The following is a 6,617-nucleotide window of genomic DNA, read 5'->3' as shown; positions in this document are numbered from 1 at the left end:
GGCGGGCACCACCCCGCCCGTCCGCGCCGACTCCCCCTCGCCACGCCCCCGGTAGAGTGAGCGCACGCCTCACCGCACAGGAACCGGAGACGGCCATGGCCAGCTACAGCTCGCACAAGGACGACTTCCGCAAGCGGCTCCGCCGCATCGAGGGCCAGATCCGTGGCCTCCAGCGCATGGTCGAACAGGACACCTACTGCATCGACGTCCTCACCCAGGTGTCCGCCGCCAGCCGCGCCCTCCAGTCCTTCGCCCTCCAACTCCTCGACGAGCACATCGAATGCTGCGTCCGGGACGCCATCGCCGAGGGCGGCCAGGAGGCGAGCACCAAGATCCGCGAGGCCAACCAGGCCATCGCCCGCCTGGTCAGGTCCTGACCGCGCTTCAGCCCCTCGGGGTCGCCACCGTTACGGGGTGGGGGTATCGCCGGGGCATTCCGGGAGGGGATCAGCCGTGTCCGCGATCGAGTTCGTCCGCCGCCTGGACGGCCTGGTCTACCGCTTCGACCTGAACGGCACCGCCCACGGCCGCCCGTCCTACCGGCGGCGGGACCTGGAGCTGTGGTGCCGGTGGACGCCGGAGCGCGGCTGGTGCGTCGTCGACGCCGAGGGAGTGCCCAACTCCGGCCCGCTGCTGGGCGAGGACCGGCACCGGGAGCTCCCGCCGACCGGGCCGTGGCGCAGCTGGAAGGCCGGCCGGTCGTACCTCTACGACCTGCGCCGCGTCGACGGGCACCCGGACGACACCGCGCCCTGAGGCGTACCGCCCTCAGACCCGGTCGAGCGGGAGGTGCGGGCCGTCCGGCAGCTCGACCGCGACGGCGTCGCCGGGCCGGACCGGGCCGCCGGTGCGGACGACGCCCATGATGCCGGCGCGCCGGACGATCGTGCCGTCCTCGGCGCGGCCGACGACCTGCTTGAGCAGGCCGGGCCGGTAGGCCTCGATCTGGGCGCACGGGTTGCGCAGGCCGGTGATCTCCACCTCGGCCTCCGGGCCGATCCGCAGCACCGCGCCGACCGGCAGGCCGAGCAGGTCGACGCCCTCGGTCGTGATGTTCTCGCCGAGGGCGCCCGGCGCGACGTCGAAGCCCGACTCGACGAGTTCGGTGAGCAGTTCGCGGTGGATCAGGTGGACCTGGCGCAGATTGGGCTGCGCCGGATCCTGGGCGACCCGGGACCGGTGCCGGACCGTCACCCCGGAGTGCACATCCCCCTCGACGCCCAGGCCGGCGAGCAGGGTGATGCCGTCCCGGTTCGGCTTGGTGAACGAGTACTCGGCGTTGCTGCTGACCGCCACCACGGTGCCGCTCATGTTCCGGATCCTCCTCGCGGACGTACGTTCGATCGCAGGGGCAGCATAGCCGCCGCTTACGACCGCCCCCCGATGATGGAACCGGGGGAACTCAGGACCGGCCGACCGCGTGCGCCGGCCGGTCCGCGTGCGCGCGCTCGTCCGCGGCGGCGAGCCACAAGTACACGGGTGCGAGCCCGAGTTCGATCCCCATCAGCACCAGCTGGAACCAGTGCGGCCGGCCGTCCGCGACGAGCGACAGCACCCGCGCGAGGCCGCCCAGCAGGAGGACCGCCGCCAGCCACCGCACCGCCGGGGCGGGCACCGGCGCCTGCCGGGCGGCGCGGATCCAGGCCGCCCCGTACCCGGCGAAGACCGCGCCCATGAAGCGGCCGAAGCTGCCGACCGTCGGGCCGGCGTCCGCGATCCCGGGCATCGCGGCGTTCCCCAGCAGGATGTGGAGGAAGCCGATCGCCACGCAGGCGATCCCCATCGTCCACGCGAGCACCCGCAACGCCTTGGCCATGGCCCGTCCACCCCTCACGGAGGTCTGGTTGACACGTGTCTACTACGTTGCCCACCACGCTAGCGCCGACTGGTAGACACGTGTCAAGTAGCCTGGCCCGCATGCCAGTCCACGAACGGCGCCGCCGGCTCTCCCCCGCCGAGCGACGCGCCCAGCTGCTCTCCGTCGGTGCCCGGCTGTTCGCCGAACGGCCGTACGAGGGGGTGCTGATGGAGGAGGTCGCCGAGCAGGCCGGGGTCTCCCGCGCCCTGCTCTACCGGCACTTCGCGAGCAAACACGAACTCTTCGCCGCGGTCTACCGGGAGGCCTCCGCCGACCTGCTCGCCAGGAGCCGGTTCGATCCGGCCGACACCCTGGTCGAGCAGCTGGTCGAGGGCATGGACGCCCACCTCGACTACTTCATCGCCAACCGGCACGCGGTGCTCGCGGCCAACCGCGTACTGGCCGGGGACCAGGTGATCCAGACCATCATCACCGAGGAGCTCGACATCCTGCGCGGCCGGTTGCTCGGCGTCCTCCCGCTCGCGGACGAGCGGGCGCGGCGGGCGGTGTCGCAGGTCCTGCGCAGCTGGCTGGTGTTCGTCCGGGTGCTGGTCATCGACTGGCTGACCGAGGAGAGCTGCACCCGCACCGAGCTGCGGGACGCCTGCATCGGCGCCGTGCTGGGCGCACTCCGGCCGTTGCTGCCCGTCGATCCGGCACCCGACCGGGGACACCGAGGGCATACCATCGGGACGTAAGGGGAGAAGCTCCACAAGCGCCCAATTCCTCATGAATATATGACAATTGGATGCTCCGACTCCCCTCGACCAGCCGGACCTCCGAACCCCGCGAAGGGACCCATGGACTCCGCCGCAGCCGACACCCGGACCACCCTCCCCCCACTCCACCGGCTCCCCACCACCCCCGCCCAGCCGCCCCACCCCACCACCCTCCCGGACGGCACCCCCGCGTGGCTGATCACCCGCTACCACGACGTCCGGCAGGTCCTCGGCGACCCCCGGGTCACCCGGGCCGACCTGCATGACGTCGGCACCGCGGGCGCCACCGCCGACGTCGCCGCCAACCCCGCGTCCCTGTTCAACCAGGACGGCCCCGCCCACCGCCGGCTGCGCGGCACCGCCCAACGGGCCTTCACCCCGCGCGCCATCGCCGGCTGGCAGCCGTGGGTCGCCGCGGCCGTCCAGCAGTCCGTGGACCGGCTGGTCGCCGCCGGTCCGACGGCCGACCTCGTCCCCGCGTTCGCCCGGCCGGTGCCGTTCGCCGTCACCACCCGGCTGATGGGGCTCGACGGGGACGGGCCGGACCACCTGGACGAGGAGCGGCTGCAGCGCTGGACCCGCGCCCTGCTCGCCCAGGGCGAGGACCAGGGCGACGAGCAGAACGGCGGGCAGCAACCGGGCGCGGACCCCGACCACGCCGACACCCTCGCCGAATTCGGCTCCTTCATGGGCGAGTTGGTCGCCCGTCGGCGCCGCGAGCCGGGCGACGACCTGGTCAGCCGGCTGGTCCGGGCCGCCGACCAGGACGGCGGCGTCCCCGAGGAGTCCCTCGTCTTCCTGGTCGCCGGACTCACCGCCAGCGGCAACGAGAGCGTCGCCGGCGCCCTCGCCAACGCCCTGGTCTACGTGCTCGGCGAACGCCCCGAGCACTGGCCGCGCCTCGCCGACCCGGACACCGCCGAGCGCACCGCCGAACGGCTGCTGCACTACATCCCGCTCGGCGACGACGAGGCCACCATCCGCCGCACCACCGCGCCGGTCGAGGTCGGCGACGTGACCATCCCGGCCGGCTCGGTCATCGCCGTCAGCCTCGGCAGCGCCAACCGCGACCCGGCCGTCTACCCCGAGGGCCTCGACGCCGACCTGGGCCTCCCGCTCCCCGCCCCGACCCTCGCCTTCAGCTCCGGCCCGCACTACTGCATCGGCGCCTGGCGGGTCCGGCTGGAGATGCGGGAGTCCCTGCACCGCCTCGCCACCGCCCTGCCGGGCCTGCGCCTCACCACCCCGGTCGCGGACCTCACCTGGCAGCTCGGCGGCACCACCCGGAGCCCGGCCCGCCTCCCCGTGGACTGGTAGCCGGTACCGGCGGTCGACCGCCCGGCCTCAGCCGTCGGGCAGGGCGGCCGGCCACCGCCCCCGGCTCAGCCGAACAGCCCCTCCCCCAGCGTCCCGCCCTCCGGCGCGCCCGGCAGGACGTAGGCCACCGCCGAGGCCGTGTGCTCGATGAAGGCGTTGAGGGCGTCGCGCGCCGCCAGCCGGTTCTGGACGCGGGTGAACTGGGCCGGGTCGCGCATGAAGGCGCAGAACAGCAGGCCGCGGTCGCCCGGGCCGTCGTCGTAGTTGTAGCCGCGCCGCAGCATCCGGGCGCCGCCGTCCAGCCGGGGGCTGGAGAGGCGGACGTGCGCGGTGGCCGGGATGAGGTACGAGCCGTCCGGGTTCTTGGCGTAGATGTCCGGTTCGTCGTGCTCGGCCGTGCCGGTGAGCGGGGCGCCGTCGCCGGCCCGGCGGCCCATCACCTGCTCCTGCTGGGCCCCCGGGAGGGCGGCGAAGGCGGCGGTGTCCATCCGGATCCGGCGGTAGACCAGCACCGTCCCGTGCTCGTACGGCCCCGGCGGGCCCCAGACCCACTGCCCGCTCTCGGTGCCGTCCGGGTTCGCCGTGCCGTCCTTGAAGCCGAACAGGTTGCGCGGGGTGGCGCCGCCGGCCGTCCGGGCCAGGAAGCCGGACTGCGTCCACCGTGCCGTCGCGCCCGCCGCCCGGGCCGCCGCGTCGACCTGCTCGGCCACCACGGACAGCGGCCAGCGGTCGGCCGCGCACAGCTGGACCACCAGGTCGCCGCCGCCGCGCGCCGGGTCGAGCCGGTCCCCGGGGAAGGCGGGCAGCTCGGTCAGCAGGGCCGGCGGAACGTTCAGCCCCAGCCGGGCGGCGAGGCCCGGCCCGACGCCCACCAGGCCGGTGAGCCGGGCCGGTTGGCCACCCTGCAGCCGGGCGTCGGCCGGGCTGCCGCCGGTCGCCCCGGCCAGCACCCGGGTCAGCTCGCCGAGCAGGCCACGCAGGGCGGCCCGCCCGTCCGAGGTCGCGGCGGGCGCCAGGTCGAGGGCCAGCAGCTGGGTGGCCGGCTGTTGCGCGGCCGTCACCCCGGCCTGCCGTTCGCCGTGGAAGGGGACGGCCGGCGGCTCCGGTGCCGCCGCCGACCGGCCGCCGCGGCCACTCCCCCGGACGCCGCCGGTGCCCAGGGCCAGTGCCGTGACCCCCGCGCCGAGCCCGGCGGCCACCACCGCCCCGCCCGCGAGCAGCCCCCTTCGATCCACCCCGGCGCCCCGCGCGGTCGGTGGCTGGTCCTGCGCCTTTCCGGTTTCGGCATGCATGGGCGACATTGGAGACGATAGAACACGCCGTATGCAACTTTTGACCACACGTCACCCGCGGTCCGGCACGACGCCCCCACCCGGCCCCCGTATCGCCAGGCGCCTGCCCGCCCTGCTCGCCGCCGCCGTCCTGGCGCTGGCCGGCTGCTCCTCGGGCGGCTCGTCCTCCTCCGACGCCAAGCACCCGGACGGCACGGTGATCCGCGTCCCGCAGCACTTCCCGACCATCCAGCAGGCCGTGGACGTCGCCCGCGAGGGGGACACCGTGCTGGTCGACCCGGGCACCTACCGGGAGAGCGTGCGCCTCACCAAGCCCCGGATCGTGCTGCGCGGCACCGACCGCAACACCGTGGTGCTGGACGGCGGCCTGCGGCTGGTCAACGGCATCACCGCCTCCGGCCCCGGCTCGGTGGTGGAGAACCTCACCGTCCACGGCTACCTCGCCAACGGCGTGCTGTTCACCGGCGTCACCGACGAGAAGCTCCAGCAGCACGGCGCCGGCGGCTCCGCCTACAACCCGCTGGACACGGTGCGCTTCCCGGTCGTCCAGGGCTTCCGCGCCAGCAGTGTCACCGCGTACAACAACGGCCTGTACGGGATCTACGCCTTCGACGCCCGCGGCGGCGTCATCGAGGACTCGTACGCCTCCGGGGGCGCCGACTCCGGGATCTACGTCGGCCAGTGCAAGCCCTGCGACACCCTGGTGCGGGGCAACACCGTCGAGCGCAACGCCGTCGGCATCGAGATCACCAACGCCTCCGACGGGCTCACCGTGGTCGGCAACCGGGTCACCGGCAACCGGGTCGGCGTCACCGTCAACTCCAACGACCTCGAAGCCCTCGCCCCGCAGCACGGCGCGGTGATCGTGGGCAACGTCGTCACCGACAACAACGCCACCGACACCCCCCAACAGGCCGACGGCGCCTACGGGATCGGGATCGGGATCGGCGGCGGCACGGCGAACCAGGTGCAGCGCAACCTGGTCCAGGGCAACCGCGCGGCCGGCATCGTGATCACCGACCCGCCCGGGCACCCGGCGAGCGGCAACCGGATCGAGGGCAACCGGGCCACCGGCAACGGCACCGACCTCGTGCTGGCCTCCGTCGACCCGGGCAACTGCTTCACCGGCAACCAGCCGGCCGTCCAGAGCCCGGACGGCCTGGAGACGCTGGCGGGCTGCGCCGCCCAGGGCCGGAGCGCCCCGCCCTTCGGCCGGACCAGCCCCGTCCAGGCGCCGCCCGGCATCCCGTTCAGCCAGGTGCCCGTCCCGCCCGCGCAGCCCTCGCTGCCGGACCCGACCGCGCCCGGCCGCCCGGCGACCGACCTCCCGGGGCCGGTCGACCCCGGCGCCTACCCGCTGCCGGAGTCCGCGGACGCCGTCCCGAAGCACTGACCCGGCCGCACCGGGCGGGCCCGCGGACTCCTGCTCCC

The 6,617-nt window shown here is 74.8% G+C and carries 8 protein-coding genes; 5 read left to right on the top strand and 3 right to left on the bottom strand.

Features of this window, described 5'->3' with window-relative positions; genetic code table 11:
- Positions 1 to 95: 95 nt before the first annotated feature.
- On the top strand, positions 96 to 377 hold the full coding sequence (locus ACFU6K_RS27540; RefSeq protein ID WP_380667410.1) for a metal-sensitive transcriptional regulator: 282 nt from the start codon (positions 96 to 98) through the stop codon (positions 375 to 377).
- A 76-nt stretch (positions 378 to 453) separates the two neighbouring features.
- Positions 454 to 756: a hypothetical protein gene (locus ACFU6K_RS27535; protein WP_380667408.1), complete on the top strand. Its 303-nt coding sequence runs from the start codon at positions 454 to 456 to the stop codon at positions 754 to 756.
- 12 nt (positions 757 to 768) lie between these two features.
- Here ACFU6K_RS27535 and ACFU6K_RS27530 read toward each other — a convergent pair whose 3' ends face one another.
- Both ACFU6K_RS27530 and ACFU6K_RS27525 read right to left on the bottom strand, forming a co-directional pair.
- On the bottom strand, positions 769 to 1,311 hold the full coding sequence (locus ACFU6K_RS27530) for an MOSC domain-containing protein (protein WP_380667406.1): 543 nt from the start codon (positions 1,309 to 1,311) through the stop codon (positions 769 to 771).
- 91 nt (positions 1,312 to 1,402) lie between these two features.
- Positions 1,403 to 1,816 (bottom strand): DUF4345 domain-containing protein, encoded by a 414-nt coding sequence (locus ACFU6K_RS27525; protein ID WP_380667404.1) that lies wholly within the window; start codon positions 1,814 to 1,816, stop codon positions 1,403 to 1,405.
- A gap of 101 nt (positions 1,817 to 1,917) precedes the next feature.
- Here ACFU6K_RS27525 and ACFU6K_RS27520 point away from each other — a divergent pair, with 101 nt between their 5' ends.
- Entirely contained in the window at positions 1,918 to 2,556 is a 639-nt protein-coding gene (locus tag ACFU6K_RS27520) for a TetR/AcrR family transcriptional regulator (RefSeq protein ID WP_380667402.1), read from the top strand.
- Positions 2,557 to 2,658: 102 nt separating this feature from the next.
- Positions 2,659 to 3,894, top strand: a complete 1,236-nt coding sequence (locus tag ACFU6K_RS27515) for a cytochrome P450 (RefSeq protein WP_380667400.1) — start codon at positions 2,659 to 2,661, stop codon at positions 3,892 to 3,894.
- A 65-nt stretch (positions 3,895 to 3,959) separates the two neighbouring features.
- On the opposite strand, the gene ACFU6K_RS27510 is transcribed toward ACFU6K_RS27515, so the two are convergent.
- The gene (locus ACFU6K_RS27510) at positions 3,960 to 5,186 is read right to left on the bottom strand and encodes a Dyp-type peroxidase (RefSeq protein WP_380667398.1); all 1,227 of its coding nucleotides are present in this window, start codon (positions 5,184 to 5,186) and stop codon (positions 3,960 to 3,962) included.
- 40 nt (positions 5,187 to 5,226) lie between these two features.
- Here ACFU6K_RS27510 and ACFU6K_RS27505 point away from each other — a divergent pair, with 40 nt between their 5' ends.
- Entirely contained in the window at positions 5,227 to 6,579 is a 1,353-nt protein-coding gene (locus tag ACFU6K_RS27505) for a right-handed parallel beta-helix repeat-containing protein (protein WP_380667396.1), read from the top strand.
- Positions 6,580 to 6,617 lie beyond the last annotated feature (38 nt).

The sequence above is a fragment of the Kitasatospora sp. NPDC057512 genome, from assembly GCF_042802135.1.
Classification (GTDB): Bacteria; Actinomycetota; Actinomycetes; order Streptomycetales; family Streptomycetaceae; genus Kitasatospora.
This window is presented reverse-complemented; position numbering and strand designations above follow the sequence as displayed.